Origin of the sequence: Bacillus sp. FSL K6-3459 (assembly GCF_038003305.1) — a bacterium.
Taxonomy (GTDB): domain Bacteria; phylum Bacillota; class Bacilli; order Bacillales; family Bacillaceae; genus Bacillus; species Bacillus pumilus_O.
On the sequence record NZ_JBBOOW010000001.1, the window covers coordinates 1,581,022 to 1,597,905 of the forward strand.

Genomic DNA, 16,884 nt, shown 5'->3' on the forward strand with positions numbered 1-16,884 from the left:
CTGAAATGAGTACAGATATCCAAACTGGCGAAAAGATGATTGTGTTTATCGTAAACAAAAAAGAATACGCCATTTCAGTATCAGAAGTAAAGTCCATTGAAAAATGGCAGCAGCCGACAAGAGTCCCTGGCGTTGTCCCTTATATATGCGGTGTTATTAATTTGCGTGGTGTCGTGACGCCTGTCATCGATCTTAGAGTGAGGCTTGGATCAAGTGACAACGAAATTACAGATGAAACAAGAATGATTATTGTACAATTTGGTGACATTGAAGTCGGCTGGATTGTTGATGAAGCGAATGATGTTATTACTGTCCATCAAGAAGAAGTAGAATCTTCTCCTGAATCAGCTGAAAAAGAAGGGCAATCATGGGTGACAGGTATCATTAAGCATGATCAGCGTCTATTTAATATCATTCATCCTGGTGCTGTCCTCGACAAGAGTGTTCAAGATGCACCTGTTCATTAAGGAGGATGTGAAATGAGCATTTTCAATGAAATAAAAGATGAACAGCTGGATGTATTAAGAGAGGTTGGAAATATTGGAGCAGGCCACGCCGCGTCTGCTCTTGCCAGCCTATTGGATCGCAAAATAGATATGGCTGTTCCATTTGTCAAGGTTCTCTCGTTTGAAGAGTTAATGGAATTCTTTGGCGGTGCAGACCTCCCAGTTGCAAGCATTTTCCTGCGAATGGAAGGAGATTTATCCGGCTCAATCTTTTTCATTATGCCCTTTGAGCAAGCAGAGCAATTTGTAAGAGAGCTTGTACGAGATCCGGCATTTGATATTGATACCATTCACGAGCATGTGATGGGGACGTCAGCACTACACGAGCTGGGAAATATTTTAGCAGGCTCTTATTTATCAGCCCTTGCCGATTTAACAAAATTGCAGCTTCACCCAAGTGTTCCAGATGTTACGCTCGATATGTTCGGAGCTGTCATTAGCGAAGGATTAATGCAATTCAGTCCTTTAGGTGATCAGGCAATTGTGATTGATACATCGATTTTTGATGATCAAAATAAGCAAGAGCTGAAAGGAAATATGTTTCTATTACCAGACTTTGAATCGTTTGCAAAACTATTTAAAGCATTAGGTAACCTGTAATGAACGTTCAGATTCCGGCAGTTGTAAAGGTTGGTATAGCGGATGTTCAGCTCGTGAAAACACCGGACCGCATTCGGACATCCGGACTTGGTTCTTGTGTAGGACTTGTTCTGTTTGATCAAGAAAAAAAACTGGCAGGTCTTGTCCATGTCATGCTTCCAGACTCATCCCTTGCAAAAGGGGCAGTGGAGAACTTGGCTAAATATGCAGATACAGGTGTCAAGCATACAATTGATCTGCTCCTTAAAGAAGGAGCGCGCAAACATGCGCTAAAGGCAAAACTTGCTGGTGGCGCAGAAATGTTTAAATTTAAGTCAACCAATGATCTGATGAGAATTGGACCTAGAAATGTATCAGCTGTTAAAGAACATCTGTCTCTTTATCGCATCCCGATCATTAGTGAGGATACGGGCGGAAACAATGGTCGTACGATTGAATTTGATCCGCTTACGACAGAGCTTGAGATCCGCACTGTGAAGCAAGGCATTATGAAGATATAACTAAGGAAGTATAGGGGGAGAAAGATGCAATCCTTAAATTACGAAGATCAGGCGCTATGGGCTAGATGGAAAGAGTGGAAGGACCCAGCTGCTGGAGATGATCTTATGCGCCGCTATATGCCGCTCGTCACATATCATGTTGGAAGAATTTCCATCGGTCTCCCGAAGTCAGTGCATAAAGAAGACTTGATCAGTCTAGGGATGCTCGGTTTATATGATGCCCTTGAAAAATTTGACCCCGGAAGAGATCTGAAGTTCGATACATATGCATCCTTCAGAATCCGAGGGGCCATCATCGACGGTCTTCGTAAAGAGGACTGGCTGCCTCGTACATCAAGAGAAAAAACAAAAAAAGTAGAAGCGGCTATTGAAAAGCTTGAACAACGCTATTTACGAAATGTGACGCCGACAGAAGTGGCAGAGGAACTTGGTATGAGTGAACAGGATGTTGTCACAACAATGAATGAAGGTTTCTTTGCAAATCTGCTTTCAATCGACGAGAAGCTGCATGATCAAGAAGACGGCGAAAACGTCCAAGTCATGATTCGCGACGAGAAAACTGTGACACCTGAAGAGAAGATGCTAAAAGATGAATTAATAGAGCAACTTGCTGAAAAAATGACCGAGCTATCGGAAAAAGAAAAGCTCGTGATCAGTCTATTCTATAAAGAGGAACTGACGTTAACGGAAATCGGTCACGTGCTCAATTTATCGACCTCTCGCATTTCGCAAATTCATTCAAAGGCATTGTTCAAGCTTAAGCATCTGCTTGATAAAGCCATTCAATCTTAAAGAGTTAGTGAGTGAAAAAATATGTTATGGCTGATTAGCTTCATGCTTCATGCTGCACTTATTTATTTTGTGATCATTTTATATACGAGAATGAATACGCTGAAGGCAACTGAACAAAAGCAGCGAGAACTTCTAGAAGAAACGGAAAATACCCTGGCTGCATTTTTGATGGAAGTCAAAGAAGAGAATGACAAACTATCAAAAGTGGCAGCTGCTTCCCCTGATTTTTCTGCTGAAGAGCTGAAATCGGATTTTCAGACACCAAAGCAGCCACAAACACCAATTGAATCCCAGCAATCGGTAGAAAGTGAAGATCCAGTACCAGAGCACTTGTCAGCCCTCCTTAGCGAAGTTGAAGTGCAGGAAGAGAAGGTAAACGAACCCGTTCCACATCTTGAATCAGAAGTTTCTGTGCCTTCTGAAAGTGAAATAGAAGAAACATTCGAGAATCAGGTGAAGACCTTATATGACAAAGGGCATTCGCTAGAAGAAATAGCGAAAGAACTGAAAACGGGCAAGACAGAAATCGAGCTTTTATTAAAATTTAGCGGAAAGCTGTAAAGGATTCTTGATTGTCAGTCCATCATGTGTTATATTATTTCTTGGTGTTAAATACACACGCTTAATGATTCGTATGAAGGTGCTGCCGTGGCGCAGTTTTATGTGAACATGACTTAAGCGGAGGAAAAAAAACCATTATATTAGGAGGCAACAACATGTCAGTTATTTCTATGAAACAATTGCTAGAAGCTGGTGTTCACTTCGGTCACCAAACACGCCGTTGGAACCCAAAAATGAAACGTTACATCTTTACAGAGCGTAACGGTATCTACATCATCGATCTTCAAAAAACGGTGAAAAAAGTAGAGGAAGCTTACAACTTCACGAAAAACCTTGCTGCTGACGGAGGAAAAATCCTTTTCGTTGGTACGAAAAAGCAAGCACAAGATTCAGTGAAAGAAGAAGCAATCCGTTCTGGTATGTTCTATGTGAACCAACGCTGGCTTGGTGGAACTTTAACAAACTTTGAAACAATCCAAAAACGTATCAAACGTTTAAAAGATATTGAAAAAATGCAAGAAAACGGTACATTCGATGTTCTTCCTAAGAAAGAAGTCGTTCAACTGAAAAAAGAATTAGAACGTCTTGAAAAATTCCTAGGCGGAATCAAAGACATGAAAGGTCTTCCGGATGCACTTTTCATTATCGACCCTCGTAAAGAGCGTATTGCAGTTGCAGAAGCTCGTAAATTGAATATCCCAATCATCGGTATCGTTGACACAAACTGTGATCCAGACGAAATTGATGTTGTGATCCCTGCAAACGATGATGCAATCCGTGCTGTAAAACTTCTAACTGCTAAAATGGCAGATGCGATTCTTGAGTCTAAACAAGGCGAAGAAGAAGCTGTTGTAGAAGAAACGACAGAAACTGAAACAACAACTGCGTAACCTATTCAAAAGGTGATAAGAGGGAAATGCCTTTTATCACCTTTTTTTCACCTAGTAATCCGTGTTTTAACATAGAAGGAGGAAATGTAAAATGGCTATTACTGCTCAATTAGTTAAAGAACTGCGTCAAAAAACTGGTGCAGGTATGATGGACTGTAAAAAAGCGTTAACAGAAACTGATGGTGACATCGATAAAGCAATCGATCTTCTAAGAGAAAAAGGAATTGCAAAAGCTGCGAAAAAAGCAGACCGTATTGCTGCAGAAGGATTAACTCTTATCAAAACTGACGGCAACACAGGCGTGATCCTAGAAGTGAACTCTGAGACTGACTTCGTTGCGAAAAACGAAGGATTCCAATCACTTCTTAACGAACTTGCTGATCATTTGCTTGCTGCTAAACCTGCAACAATTGAAGAAGCTCATGCTTCTAAAATGGAAAACGGTTCAACAGTTGAAGAGCATATCACTTCTGCAATTGCGAAAATCGGAGAGAAAATCACTCTACGTCGTTTCTCTGTTATCACGAAAGAAGATAACGCTGTATTCGGTTCTTACTTACACATGGGCGGACGCATCGGTGTGTTAGCTGTTCTTAACGGAACAACTGACGAAGAGCTTGCAAGAGACATTGCAATGCATGTTGCTGCTGTAAACCCTAAATACATTTCTCGTGACCAAGTGTCAGAAGAAGAAGCAAACCGTGAGCGCGAAGTATTAACGCAGCAAGCGCTTCAAGAAGGAAAGCCTGAAAACATTGTAGCTAAAATGGTAGAAGGCCGTCTAAACAAATTCTTCGAAGAAATTTGCTTACTTGACCAAGCTTTCGTTAAAAACCCAGATGAAAAAGTGAAACAAGTAGTAGCTGCGAAAAACGCAAGCATTCAAACTTATGTTCGCTATGAAGTGGGCGAAGGCATCGAGAAGCGTCAAGACAACTTTGCTGAAGAAGTTATGAGCCAAGTGAAAAAATAATGTTTGAAAAGCTCTCTGGGGCTTTTTTAGGGAGCACAAGCACTGTGTTCCCTATTTTTTAGAGGATATTGATTTACAAAAGGCAGTTTCTTACGCATAATAAGAGACGGTATAGTTTACACTTGGAGGTTATCATGAGCAAACCGAAATATAATCGCATTGTACTGAAGCTAAGTGGCGAAGCACTAGCAGGTGATGCTGGAAATGGAATTAACCCAACTGTCATTCATTCAATTGCAAAGCAAGTAAAAGAAATTGCAGAGCTAGATGTAGAAGTTGCAGTTGTTGTAGGCGGAGGAAACCTTTGGCGCGGTAAGACAGGTAGTGACTTAGGTATGGACCGTGCAACAGCAGACTACATGGGCATGCTGGCAACAGTGATGAATTCACTCGCGCTACAGGACAGCCTAGAAACGCTTGGCATTCAGTCTAGGGTACAAACTTCTATCGAAATGAGACAGGTTGCAGAACCATACATAAGAAGAAAAGCGATCCGTCATCTTGAGAAGAAACGTGTCGTGATTTTTGCTGCAGGTACTGGTAACCCTTATTTCTCTACAGATACAACGGCAGCACTTCGTGCAGCAGAAATTGAAGCAGATGTCATTTTAATGGCGAAAAATAATGTAGACGGTGTCTACAGTGCTGATCCTCGTACAGATGCGGATGCAGTAAAATATGACAAGCTTTCATATCTTGATGTGCTAAAAGAAGGGCTTGCTGTAATGGATTCTACTGCGTCCTCATTATGTATGGACAATGACATTCCATTAATCGTATTCTCTATTATGGAAGAAGGAAATATTAAACGTGCCGTAAATGGCGAATCAATTGGAACGATTGTGAGGGGGAAATAACGTGTCAAAAGAAGTATTGAACCAAACGAAAGAAAAAATGGAAAAAGCCGTTCAAGCATACGGACGTGAACTTGCAACTGTCCGTGCGGGCAGAGCGAATGCTTCATTGCTTGATAAAGTAACGGTTGATTATTACGGTGCACAAACACCACTTAACCAAATCGCGTCAATCACAGTGCCAGAAGCACGTATGCTGATTATCACACCTTATGATAAAACAGCTATCGGTGATATCGAAAAATCGATCCAAAAGTCTGATCTTGGCATCACGCCAACAAGTGACGGAAATGTCATCCGTATTGCGATTCCAGCACTAACAGAAGAAAGACGTAAAGAGCTTGTGAAAGTGGTAAGAAAATATTCAGAAGAAGCAAAAGTAGCTGTTCGTAATGTTCGTCGTGATGCAAACGATGAATTGAAAAAGCTCGAGAAAAATGGTGAGATCACTGAAGATGAATTAAGATCATCAACAGAGGATGTTCAAAAATTGACAGATGAATATGTCGCTAAAATTGATGACGTGATGAAAGATAAAGAAAAAGAAATCATGGAAGTTTAAGATAAAACTATGTACAATAGATAATAGTGAAAAGACCCTCTTCATGTTTACAGGGGGTTTTTTTGTTAATACTGTTGGTGACTATATTATTAGCGGAAACGCAACCTTTTTGGGTGATGGAGGAATCTCATGCTCAATATACTCAAAAATTGGAAGAATCAGCAAACTGCTGCTTCCAACTTAGAAAGTCTGACAAAAGAAGACATATTAAACGGAGAAATTCCTGAACATATCGCCATTATCATGGATGGGAACGGAAGATGGGCGAAAAAACGTGCTCTTCCACGGGTAGCAGGACATCATGAAGGAATGAAAGTCGTCAAGCGCATGACAAAGCTTGCAAATGAGCTAAATGTCAAAGTGCTGACTTTGTATGCTTTCTCTACGGAAAATTGGAAACGTCCAAAATTAGAAGTAGACTTTTTAATGAAACTTCCTGAAGAATTTTTGAACATCTATCTGCCCGAGCTCATCGAGGAAAATGTCCGTGTGCGCTTAACAGGTGATCCAGACGGCCTCCCGCAGCATACGAAAAGAGCGGTAGAGAACGCAGTAAAGAGTACGGCGAATAATGACGGACTCGTTTTGAATTTTGCGCTCAACTATGGAGGGCGCACAGAAATCGTCTCCGCATGCAGACAAATTTCTGAAAAAGTCAAAGAAGGTAAGCTTCAAGCAGAAGACATCACAGAAGAGATGTTTTCAGCTTATTTAATGACAGAATCTCTTCAAGATCCGGATTTGCTTATTCGCACAAGTGGAGAAATTAGATTAAGCAACTTTATGCTTTGGCAAATTGCGTACAGCGAATTTGTCTTTACGGATGTGCTTTGGCCTGACTTTTCTGATGAGCATCTTATAGGCGCTATCGGAGAATACCAGCGCCGCGGCCGGAGGTTCGGTGGAATTTAGAGGGTGGTGCAGATGAAACAAAGAATTTTGACGGGTGTGTTGGCAGCTGCTGTCTTTTTACTTGCAGTTATATATGGACAGATGCCATTTACCCTCCTGATTTACTTAATGGGAAGTGTCGCTCTCTTTGAGCTTTTAAGAATGAAAAAGATATCGATTTTCAGCTTTCCTGGTATTGTCAGCTTAATATTGCTTTGGCTTTTAATGGGCGGAGAGAACAGCTTCTTCCCGAACGCAGACGAATCAAAATTGCAAATTGCTTTATTTGCAGTCTTAATCCTTTTAACTTATACAGTGTTGAGCAAAAACTCTTTCACATTTGATGAGGTTGCTTTTGTTGTATTGGCGACATTATATATTGGCGTTAGTTTCTATTATTTTATCCAAATTAGAGGCTTATATGGTATGACTGGGATCTTTTTCGCAGCAGTGATTATTTGGTCCACTGACTCAGGTGCCTATTTTATTGGGAAATCAATGGGGAAACGAAAGCTCTGGCCAGAGATTAGCCCAAATAAAACAGTAGAAGGATTTATCGGGGGCATCGTCACAGCTGTCGTGTTGTCACTTGTGTTTCAAGCGGTTACAGATTTTTTGCCATCATATCTGCTTGTTATGTTTATTACGCTTTTGCTCAGTATCTTTGGCCAGCTTGGCGACCTTGTGGAATCTGCTTTAAAGCGTCATTACGACGTGAAGGATTCAGGGACAATTCTCCCAGGACATGGCGGGATATTGGACAGGTTTGACAGCTTTTTATTCGTTCTACCGTTTTTATATTTACTGCTGGACACGTTTGTCAGCTAACCTCATAGAAACTTATTGAACGAGAGAAGGAGTGGCAATTTGAGATATATTTCGCTATTAGGCGCAACAGGATCAATTGGAGAACAAACGTTAGATGTGATCAGGCAGCACCCAGACAAATTTAAGCTAAAAGCCATGACGTTTGGCCGAAATGTAGACAAGGCCATACCAATTATTGAACAGTTTCAGCCTGAATTTGTCGGATGCTTAAGTGAAGAGGCCTATCACACGCTAAAAGGTCATTCATTTGAATACGATGTCAAGATGGCTGCTGGTGATGAAGCCAACATCGAAGCAGCGATCTATGATGCAGTGGACGTTGTGGTCAATGCCCTTGTCGGAAGTGTTGGGCTTGTTCCAACATTAAAGGCCATTGAACAAAAAAAGACGATTGCACTCGCAAATAAGGAAACACTTGTGACAGCTGGTCATATAGTAAAAGAGTACGCGAAAAGATACGATGTACCTTTACTCCCTGTCGATAGTGAGCATTCCGCTATTTTTCAATGCCTGCAAGGTGAACAAGCTAAAAACATTGAACGCTTAATCGTGACAGCTTCAGGTGGTAGTTTCCGAGATAAAAAACGAACTGAACTTGAAGGTGTTACGGTTGAAGAAGCGCTGAACCACCCAAACTGGTCAATGGGAGCGAAAATTACCATTGATTCAGCGACAATGATGAATAAAGGGCTCGAGGTCATTGAGGCGCATTGGTTGTTTGATATACCTTATGAACAAATTGATGTGCTGTTACATAAAGAGAGCATTATCCATTCAATGGTAGAATTTCACGACAAAAGCGTCATGGCTCAGTTAGGGACACCTGACATGAGAGTGCCCATTCAATATGCACTCACATACCCTGACAGGGCGCCATTACCAGAAGCAAAATCATTGAACCTTTGGGAGATTGGACAATTAAATTTCCAAAAAGCGGATTTTGACAGGTATCGTTGCTTACATTTTGCTTATGAATCAGGTAAAATAGGAGGGACAATGCCCGCTGTGCTCAATGCAGCAAATGAAATGGCAGTCGATGCATTTCTGAAAGGCAAAGTAACGTTCCTGCAAATTGAAGAATTGATTGAAAAGGCACTGAACAGACATCATGTGATTTCAACGCCTAGTTTGCAAGATATCCATGAAGTGGACAAAGAGACACGAGACTTTGTTCAATCAATCCTCACATAAGGTGGTATGTTCGTGAATACAGTGATTGCGTTTATTATTATTTTTGGAACGCTCGTTTTTTTCCACGAGCTTGGCCATTTAATTATGGCGCAGCGAGCGGGGATTTTATGCCGTGAGTTCGCAATTGGTTTTGGACCGAAGATTTTCTCCTTTAAACGAAAGGAAACCGTTTATACCATTAGACTTCTCCCTATTGGCGGGTTTGTCAAAATGGCAGGAGAGGACCCTGAAGTCATTGAAATTAAACCAGGTCATACAGTGGGGCTCTTATTCAATGAGCAAAATGAAGTAGAAAAAATCATTTTAAATGATAAAGAAAAATATCCTGATGCACTTGTCATCGAAGTGGAGCAGATTGATTTAGATCACGCCATGAGAATCTCAGGATATGAAGCTGGAAATGAAGATATTTTGACTGGTTACAATGTGAGTCAAACAAGCTTTTACATTGCAGATGGTGAAGAAATTCAAATTGCTCCGTACAATCGTCAATTTGGATCAAAAACGGTATGGCAGCGTATTAAAGCGATCGCAGCTGGACCGATTATGAACTTCATATTGGCATATGTGATTTTAGTTGCTTTAGGATTTATTCAAGGGGTCACCGTTGATGATCCTGTACTCGGTAAGCTGACGAAAGACGGCCGAGCGGCAGAAGCTGGGCTTATGCAGGGAGACCACATTGTGTCCATTAACGGGGATAAAATGAATTCTTGGACAGACGTCGTTCAAACTGTTCAAAAGAACCCTGAGAAAAAAATGAATGTCGTCATTGACCGAGACGGCAAAGAAAGCACTGTACAGGTTGTACCAGAAGCTGTGAAAGCAGACGGAAAAAACATTGGCCGTTTCGGTTCCTATCCGCCAACGGAAAATGGATTTTTGAAGGTTATTTCATCTTCAGGAACGACTGTGGTTTCAACAGCAGGTCTGATTTTAACGAACTTGCAAAAAATTGTCACAGGACAATTTTCACTAGATATGTTAGCAGGTCCTGTTGGGATCTATGACATGACAGGAGAAGTAGCTAAGCAAGGTGTGTTAACATTGATGCAGTTTGCGGCGTTCCTTAGTATCAACTTAGGTATCGTGAATTTATTGCCGATTCCTGCACTAGACGGAGGACGTTTACTCTTCTTGTTTGTTGAAGCCATTCGCGGTAAACCAATTAATCGTGAGAAAGAAGCACTTGTTGTCTTTATCGGTGTTGCATTCCTCATGCTTTTAATGCTAGTGGTTACGTGGAATGACATCCAGCGATTATTTTTATAAAACCAATGTCTCTTGTTTCTCATTACGGGAAACAAGAGTTTTTGTGAGAAGTCCTATTTCATAAATGAGGTGTAACGACATGAGACAATCCCTGACTTTCATACCAACTCTTCGAGAGGTGCCAGCAGATGCTGAAGCAAAAAGTCACCAGCTCTTAGTAAGAGCTGGGTTCATAAGACAAAATACAAGCGGAATCTATCATTATCTGCCGCTTGCTCATAAAGTCATTCAGCATATTCAATCCATCGTTCGCAAGGAGATGGAAAAGGCAGGAGCAGCTGAGCTGTTAATGCCAGTGCTGCAACAGGCAGAAATGTGGCAAGAGTCAGGAAGATGGTATACATACGGTCCAGAATTGATGCGTATGAAAGATCGTCATGGCCGCGAGTTCGCACTTGGCCCAACGCACGAAGAAGTGATTACATCACTCGTTCGTAGTGAAGTGAAATCGTATAAGAAACTTCCTTTAACTCTTTATCAAATTCAATCAAAATTCCGTGACGAACAGAGACCGCGTTTTGGGCTGCTGCGTGGACGTGAATTTATTATGAAGGATGCGTACTCATTCCATTCTTCACCAGAAAGCCTTGATGACACATACAACAAGATGTTTACAGCTTACTCCAATGTGTTCTCAAAAGTAGGTCTTAATTTTAGACCAGTCATTGCAGATTCTGGTGCAATGGGAGGAAAAGATACACATGAGTTTATGGCACTGTCAGAAGTAGGAGAAGATACAATCGCATACTCTGATACATCTTCCTATGCTGCGAATATTGAAATGGCTGAAGCTGTCTATCAAGGAGAAGAAGCAAATCCTGCGGACTTCAAAGAACTTGAAAAAGTTCACACACCGCAAGTAAAAACGATTCAAGACATCGCTGGATTTTTAGATGTTGATCCTTCTCTTTGTATGAAGTCTGTTTTGTTTAAAGCAGATGATGCGTATGTCCTCATACTGACGAGAGGCGACCATGAAGTAAATGATGTGAAAGTGAAAAACTTGGTAGGAGCACAGCTTGTAGAGCTGGCTACTCGCGAAGAAGTACTAGAAGTCATTGGAACAGAGCCTGGATTTGTTGGTCCTGTGAAGCTGGAAGCAGAAGTTGATATTTATGCAGATCTTGCAGTTAAAGGCATGACAAATGCTGTCGCAGGTGCAAACGAAGCGGATTATCACTATGTTAATGTTAATCCTGCGCGTGATGTGACAGTGAAAGAATTCACAGATCTCCGTTTGATCCAAGAAGGCGACGTTTCTCCTGATGGAGAAGGCACAATCCAGTTTGCCAAGGGGATTGAAGTAGGACAAGTCTTTAAACTAGGTACTCGTTATTCTGAGTCGATGGATGCGACGTACCTCGATGAGAATGGCCGGGCGCAGCCAATGATTATGGGCTGTTATGGTATCGGTATCTCTAGAACTCTTTCAGCGATTGTTGAACAGCATCACGATGAGAAAGGAATCATTTGGCCGGAAGCTGTTGCGCCATATGACCTTCACCTCCTTGCATTAAATATGAAAAACGATGCTCAAAAAGAGCTCGCTGAAACGTTATACGAGCGCTTAGAAGATGAAGGCTTTGACGTACTTTTCGATGACCGCCAGGAGCGTGCCGGCGTGAAATTTGCAGACAGTGATTTAATTGGGCTGCCAATTCGCATTAGCTGCGGAAAACGTTCAGAAGAAGGCATTGTTGAAGTGAAGTTTAGAAAATCAGGAGAATCACATGAAGTATCTGTTGACGAACTGATTTCATTTATACGCCAAGCATAAAAACGAACAAAAAAATGAAGGTACCTCCTGTAGAAAAGAGGTACCTTTCTGATTGACAAAAGGAGGGTCCTGTCTTGGATGAACAATTACCGATCACACGGCGGCAATTTCATATATTACTCAATCAGATTCAAATGACAGATGATGACCTCAGTCGTTACTTTGAAGAAGGAGAAATCGTCAAATTGACGGTGCATAAGCTGGCGAAAACGTGGCATTTCCTTTTTAAATTTAAGGCGCTTCTGCCTTACAAGGTATATGCAATGTTCCTCAGCAGGCTGACAAATGCATTTTCTCATATTGCACAAGTTACTTGTACGATTGAAGTCAATGATCCGAGCATCTCGGAAGAGCTCGTTCAATCGTATTGGTCACATTGTGTGGAAGAGCTTCAAGGAATTTCTCCTCCAATTATCAGCTTGCTTCAGCAGCAAAAACCATCGCTGTCTGGACATAAAATCATCATCAAAACGAAAAGCGAAACAGAGGCTTTGGCCATCAAGAAGAAATACAGTCCAATGCTCCAGGCTGCTTTTAAACAAGTAGGCTTTCCAGAACTGCAATTTGATACAGAAATTTTTGTATCAGATCAAGAGATTCAGAAGTTCAGAGAACAAAAGCTTGCTGAAGATCAAGAAAGAGCGATGCAAGCCCTCACTGAGATGGAGAAAAAGGAAAGTGAGGATCAGGAGGAAGGTCCGTCTGGCCCTCTCATGATTGGCTATCAAATTAAAGACAATGAAGAAATTCGTACGCTTGATAGTATTATGGACGAGGAAAGAAGAATCACCGTCCAGGGCTACGTATTCGATGCAGAAACGCGTGAGCTGAAAAGCGGCAGAACGCTTTGTATCTTTAAAATTACTGATTATACAAACAGTATTTTAATCAAAATGTTTGCAAGAGAAAAAGAAGATGCCCAGCTGATGAAATCATTGAAAAAAGGCATGTGGGTCAAAGCAAGAGGAAGCATTCAAAACGATACGTTTGTTAGAGACCTTGTCATGATTGCCAATGACGTCAATGAAATGAAACCTCAACTGAAAGAGGATACGGCACCTGAGGGTGAAAAGCGTGTCGAGCTTCATTTGCATTCACCAATGAGCCAAATGGATGCTGTTACTGGCATCGGCAGGCTGGTAGAACAAGCAAAAAAATGGGGACATGAAGCAATTGCCCTGACGGATCATGCAGTTGTACAATCCTTCCCAGATGCGTATGCAGCAAGTAGAAAGCATGACATCAAAATGATGTATGGTGTGGAAATCAACTTGGTTGACGACGGAGTGCCTATTGCCTATAATCCAGAGCACCGTTTGTTAGAGGATGCAACGTATGTCGTATTTGACGTAGAGACAACTGGACTTTCAGCTGTTTATGACACGATCATTGAGCTGGCAGCAGTGAAAATAAAAGGCGGAGAAATCATTGACCGTTTTGAGGCATTTGCAAATCCTCATCACCCATTATCAGCGACAACGATCGAATTAACAGGTATCACGGATGATATGGTCAGAGATGCGCCAGATGTCGTCGATGTCGTACGGGATTTCAAAGAATGGATTGGACAAGATATCCTTGTTGCGCACAATGCAAGCTTTGATATGGGCTTTTTAAATACAGCGTACAAACGCCTGTTAAAAACAGATAAAGCGTCAAACCCGGTGATTGATACACTTGAACTTGGCCGATTCCTATACCCAGAATTTAAGAATCACCGGCTGAACACACTTTGTAAAAAGTTCGATATAGAACTGACGCAGCATCACCGTGCCATTTACGATGCAGAGGCAACAGGCTACCTCATGCTAAAAATGCTAAAAGATGCGGCTGAAAAAGATATTGCTTATCACGATCAATTGAATGAAAACATGGGTCAGTCTAACGCGTACCAGCGCTCACGTCCTTACCATGCCATTCTGATCGCACAAAATGAGACGGGGCTGAAAAATTTATTCAAGCTTGTTTCTCTTTCTCATATTCATTATTTCTACCGAGTGCCGCGCATTCCGCGCTCACAGCTTGAGAAATATCGAGAAGGACTAATTATCGGGTCTGCCTGTGATAAGGGTGAAGTGTTTGAAGGGATGATGCAAAAATCACCTGATGAGGTGGAAGACATTGCCGCATTTTACGACTATTTAGAAGTTCATCCGCCAGAAGTGTACCAGCATCTGTTGCAGCTGGAGCTTGTTCGAGATGAGCGTGCGTTAAAAGAAATCATCACAAACATTGTGAAGCTTGGTGAAAAGCTGAATAAACCAGTCGTGGCAACAGGTAATGTGCATTATCTGCATCCAGAAGACAAACTTTATCGTAAAATCTTAATTTCATCGCAAGGTGGAGCGAATCCGCTGAATCGTCATGAACTGCCGAAAGTTCATTTTAGAACGACAGATGAAATGCTTGAAGCATTCTCCTTTCTAGGAGAGGAAAAAGCGAAAGAGATCGTCGTGACGAATACGAAAAAAGTCTCTGAGATGGTCGAAAGCATTAAACCAATCAAAGATGATCTCTACACACCAAAAATTGAAGGTGCAGATGAAGAAATACGAGAAATGAGTTATCAAATGGCGCGCAGCATCTATGGAGATGATTTGCCGAAAATCGTAGAAGACCGTATTGAGAAAGAATTAAAAAGTATTATCGGTCATGGATTCGCTGTTATTTACTTAATCTCTCATAAGCTTGTAAAGAAATCACTTGATGACGGATATCTTGTTGGTTCAAGGGGATCTGTCGGCTCATCACTTGTTGCCACTTTAACAGAGATTACCGAAGTGAACCCGCTTGCGCCGCATTATGTATGTCCAAGCTGTAAGCATTCCGAATTCTTTAACGACGGATCTGTTGGTTCAGGCTTTGACCTTCCTGACAAAGACTGCCCAGAATGTGGCACGCCGTACAAAAAAGACGGACATGATATTCCGTTTGAAACGTTCTTAGGTTTTAAAGGAGACAAAGTACCTGATATCGACTTGAACTTCTCAGGTGAATATCAACCGATAGCCCATAATTATACAAAAGAGCTGTTCGGTGAAGAGTACGTATACCGTGCAGGTACGATTGGTACTGTTGCAGAAAAAACAGCATATGGTTACGTGAAAGGCTACGCTGGAGATCATAATCTTCATATGAGGGGCGCAGAAATCGACCGGCTTGTACAAGGCTGTACAGGGGTAAAACGGACAACGGGTCAGCATCCAGGCGGTATTATTGTAGTGCCAGATTATATGGACATTTACGATTTTTCACCTATTCAATTTCCAGCAGATGCAACAGGTTCTGATTGGAAAACGACGCATTTTGATTTCCACTCCATCCATGACAACTTGCTCAAACTTGATATACTAGGGCACGATGATCCTACAGTTATTCGTATGCTTCAGGATTTAAGCGGAATTGATCCAAAAACGATTCCAACAGATGATCCTGAAGTGATGAAGATTTTCCAAGGAACAGAGCCTCTTGGTGTAACAGAGGAGCAAATTGGCTGTAAAACAGGTACACTTGGTATTCCAGAGTTTGGGACAAGGTTTGTTCGGCAAATGCTTGAGGATACAAAACCAACAACCTTCTCAGAGCTCGTTCAGATCTCTGGACTATCACACGGGACGGATGTATGGCTCGGGAACGCGCAAGAGCTCATCCACAATAAAACGTGTGAACTTAGTGAAGTGATTGGGTGTCGTGACGATATTATGGTCTATCTCATCTATCAGGGCTTAGAGCCATCACTTGCTTTTAAAATCATGGAGTCTGTTCGTAAAGGGAAAGGCCTTCCTCCTGAATGGGAAGAAGAAATGAAGAATAATAATGTACCGAATTGGTATATTGATTCTTGTAAAAAGATCAAATACATGTTCCCTAAGGCCCACGCAGCTGCTTACGTATTAATGGCTGTACGAATTGCCTACTTTAAGGTACATCATGCACTTTTATACTATGCGGCTTACTTTACCGTTCGTGCAGATGACTTTGATATTGAAACAATGACAAAAGGATCGAATGCGATCCGAGCAGTCATGGACGATATTAACTCAAAAGGTTTAGATGCATCACCGAAAGAAAAAAACTTATTAACTGTACTAGAGCTTGCTCTTGAAATGTGTGAAAGAGGCTACCATTTCAAAAAAGTGGATCTCTATCGATCAAGTGCAACAGAGTTTATCATTGATGGTGACGGATTGATTCCGCCATTTAACTCAATCCCTGGACTTGGCACGAACGTTGCGTTAAATATTGTACGCGCACGTCAAGATGGGGAATTCCTTTCAAAAGAAGATTTACAAAAACGCGGAAAAGTGTCGAAAACGATCCTAGAATATTTAGATCGTCAAGGCTGCTTAGAAGCACTTCCTGATCAAAACCAGCTTTCTTTGTTTTAATACGATCAATGAAGAGCGCCCTTAATGGGGCGTTCTTTTTATATATACAATAATATTATTATGTTAACTAATAAAGAATTCCCACCAATTGGAATCATTTTCTAATTCACTCATATACCTTGATTTAGCGTGATGTTTTAAGAGAAGAGATTGTATGTCATTCTTTCTACCCAAATAGAGCAAAAAAGAAAATTTCGCCGTCTGAAATGTTCTCATGCGACATATGATCATTCTGGGTACAGTCACAGAAAGAATCAAGAGAAAAAAACTTCGATGAGCGCAAAGCTGATTGCTGTTTA

At 41.4% G+C, this 16,884-nt stretch carries 15 protein-coding genes; all 15 read left to right on the forward strand.

The window, feature by feature from the left end:
- The first annotated feature begins 5 nt into the window (after positions 1 to 5).
- The 15 genes from MHI35_RS07870 to MHI35_RS07940 all read left to right on the forward strand — a co-directional run bounded on the left by MHI35_RS07870 (position 6) and on the right by MHI35_RS07940 (position 16,585).
- Positions 6 to 467 (forward strand): chemotaxis protein CheW, encoded by a 462-nt coding sequence (locus MHI35_RS07870; protein WP_144521434.1) that lies wholly within the window; start codon positions 6 to 8, stop codon positions 465 to 467.
- A gap of 12 nt (positions 468 to 479) precedes the next feature.
- Positions 480 to 1,106 carry a chemotaxis protein CheC gene (locus MHI35_RS07875; protein WP_335349785.1) on the forward strand — a complete coding sequence of 209 codons (627 nt, stop codon included), beginning with the start codon at positions 480 to 482 and terminating at the stop codon, positions 1,104 to 1,106.
- The gene (locus MHI35_RS07880; RefSeq protein ID WP_003212153.1) at positions 1,106 to 1,606 is read left to right on the forward strand and encodes a chemotaxis protein CheD; all 501 of its coding nucleotides are present in this window, start codon (positions 1,106 to 1,108) and stop codon (positions 1,604 to 1,606) included. The genes MHI35_RS07875 and MHI35_RS07880 overlap by 1 nt, the downstream gene beginning before the upstream one ends.
- Positions 1,607 to 1,630: 24 nt before the next feature.
- Entirely contained in the window at positions 1,631 to 2,398 is a 768-nt protein-coding gene (locus MHI35_RS07885; protein ID WP_012009976.1) for a FliA/WhiG family RNA polymerase sigma factor, read from the forward strand.
- A 21-nt stretch (positions 2,399 to 2,419) separates the two neighbouring features.
- Positions 2,420 to 2,959, forward strand: a complete 540-nt coding sequence (locus MHI35_RS07890; protein ID WP_335349786.1) for a Swarming motility protein SwrB — start codon at positions 2,420 to 2,422, stop codon at positions 2,957 to 2,959.
- A gap of 155 nt (positions 2,960 to 3,114) precedes the next feature.
- Positions 3,115 to 3,849 carry a 30S ribosomal protein S2 gene (gene rpsB, locus MHI35_RS07895; RefSeq protein WP_003212093.1) on the forward strand — a complete coding sequence of 245 codons (735 nt, stop codon included), beginning with the start codon at positions 3,115 to 3,117 and terminating at the stop codon, positions 3,847 to 3,849.
- Between the two features lie 91 nt (positions 3,850 to 3,940).
- Positions 3,941 to 4,822, forward strand: coding sequence for a translation elongation factor Ts (tsf, locus tag MHI35_RS07900; protein ID WP_144521438.1), 882 nt, complete (start codon positions 3,941 to 3,943; stop codon positions 4,820 to 4,822).
- Between the two features lie 134 nt (positions 4,823 to 4,956).
- Positions 4,957 to 5,679, forward strand: coding sequence for a UMP kinase (pyrH, locus tag MHI35_RS07905; RefSeq protein ID WP_003210919.1), 723 nt, complete (start codon positions 4,957 to 4,959; stop codon positions 5,677 to 5,679).
- Position 5,680: 1 nt separating this feature from the next.
- A complete protein-coding gene (gene frr / locus MHI35_RS07910; RefSeq protein ID WP_012009980.1) occupies positions 5,681 to 6,238 on the forward strand; it encodes a ribosome recycling factor in 558 nt (185 codons plus the stop codon).
- 129 nt (positions 6,239 to 6,367) lie between these two features.
- Positions 6,368 to 7,150, forward strand: a complete 783-nt coding sequence (locus MHI35_RS07915; RefSeq protein WP_034662319.1) for an isoprenyl transferase — start codon at positions 6,368 to 6,370, stop codon at positions 7,148 to 7,150.
- Between the two features lie 12 nt (positions 7,151 to 7,162).
- Complete coding sequence (locus MHI35_RS07920; protein WP_213019739.1) at positions 7,163 to 7,957, forward strand: phosphatidate cytidylyltransferase; 795 nt, start codon at positions 7,163 to 7,165, stop codon at positions 7,955 to 7,957.
- Positions 7,958 to 7,996: 39 nt separating this feature from the next.
- Entirely contained in the window at positions 7,997 to 9,148 is a 1,152-nt protein-coding gene (dxr, locus tag MHI35_RS07925) for a 1-deoxy-D-xylulose-5-phosphate reductoisomerase (protein WP_144521442.1), read from the forward strand.
- A 6-nt stretch (positions 9,149 to 9,154) separates the two neighbouring features.
- Complete coding sequence (gene rseP / locus MHI35_RS07930) at positions 9,155 to 10,420, forward strand: RIP metalloprotease RseP (RefSeq protein ID WP_211063833.1); 1,266 nt, start codon at positions 9,155 to 9,157, stop codon at positions 10,418 to 10,420.
- Between the two features lie 79 nt (positions 10,421 to 10,499).
- Positions 10,500 to 12,197, forward strand: coding sequence for a proline--tRNA ligase (locus tag MHI35_RS07935; RefSeq protein WP_211063832.1), 1,698 nt, complete (start codon positions 10,500 to 10,502; stop codon positions 12,195 to 12,197).
- 134 nt (positions 12,198 to 12,331) lie between these two features.
- On the forward strand, positions 12,332 to 16,585 hold the full coding sequence (locus MHI35_RS07940) for a PolC-type DNA polymerase III (RefSeq protein WP_335349793.1): 4,254 nt from the start codon (positions 12,332 to 12,334) through the stop codon (positions 16,583 to 16,585).
- Positions 16,586 to 16,884: the final 299 nt, after the last annotated feature.